We start from the raw sequence: 860 nt of genomic DNA, 5'->3' as shown, positions 1-860 counted from the left end.
AATCGCTCCTCGTTCTACAAATGGGTGCAAACCCGCGAAGAACGCAGGTTAAAGACGTGTTCGGATGCTCTTATTGGTGCAAGAATCAAGAGCATCTTCGATGATGAATACGGGCTTTATGGTGCTAAACGCATCGCTGCAAGCCTTAAAGCCGATACGAGCTTTGGCCCGATAAATCACAAGAAAGTCGCACGAATCATGAAAGCCATGGGACTTAAAGGCTTTACTAAACGCCGCCGATGCATCACTACCAAGCGTAAGCCTGGCCACCGCGTCATGCCAGATTTAGTAGACCGCAAATTCACCGCTGATAAGCCAAACCAGGTCTATGTAGGCGACATCACCTACCTGCCGTGTAAGGGCGGCAAGAACATGTACCTGGCCACGGTCATCGACGCCTACTCGCGCAAACTTGTCGGACATGCACTCGCAGACCACATGCGAGTATCGCTGGTTATCGAAGCTTTGTCCCATGCCAGCAAGGTTCGTGGAAGCCTCAACGGGGCAATTTTTCATTCCGATCACGGCAGCGTGTACACCTCACAAGCCTTTAGGAACTATTGCTCGTCGTTGCGTGTGCGCCAGTCTATGGGAGCGGTAGGAACGAGTGCTGATAACGCCCTAGCAGAATCGTTTAACGCCACGCTCAAGCGGGAAATCTTGCGTGACAGGAAAGTCTTTGACAATCCGATCTCCTGCCGCCAGGAAGTCTTCCGGTGGTGCATGCGCTACAACACACGCCGGCGGCACTCCTGGTGCAATCTTTCAGCTCCTGACGTCTTTGAAGCCGAGAATTCAGCTACACTGACTAGAGCAGCATAGCTAACCCCCGACGTGTCCACTTTCCGGGGGTCAGGCCC

1 protein-coding gene is annotated in these 860 nt (G+C 53.0%); it reads left to right on the top strand.

Going from position 1 to position 860, the window contains the following annotated elements:
* On the top strand, positions 1 to 822 hold an 822-nt coding region (locus QKD99_RS11480; protein ID WP_347951485.1), incomplete at its 5' end, for an IS3 family transposase.
* Positions 823 to 860: the final 38 nt, after the last annotated feature.

Source organism: Corynebacterium sp. c3Ub_189 (assembly GCF_039907195.1).
Lineage (GTDB): Bacteria > Actinomycetota > Actinomycetes > Mycobacteriales > Mycobacteriaceae > Corynebacterium.
Note: the sequence above shows the minus strand (reverse complement) of the source record. Positions and strands in the feature narration are given on the sequence as shown.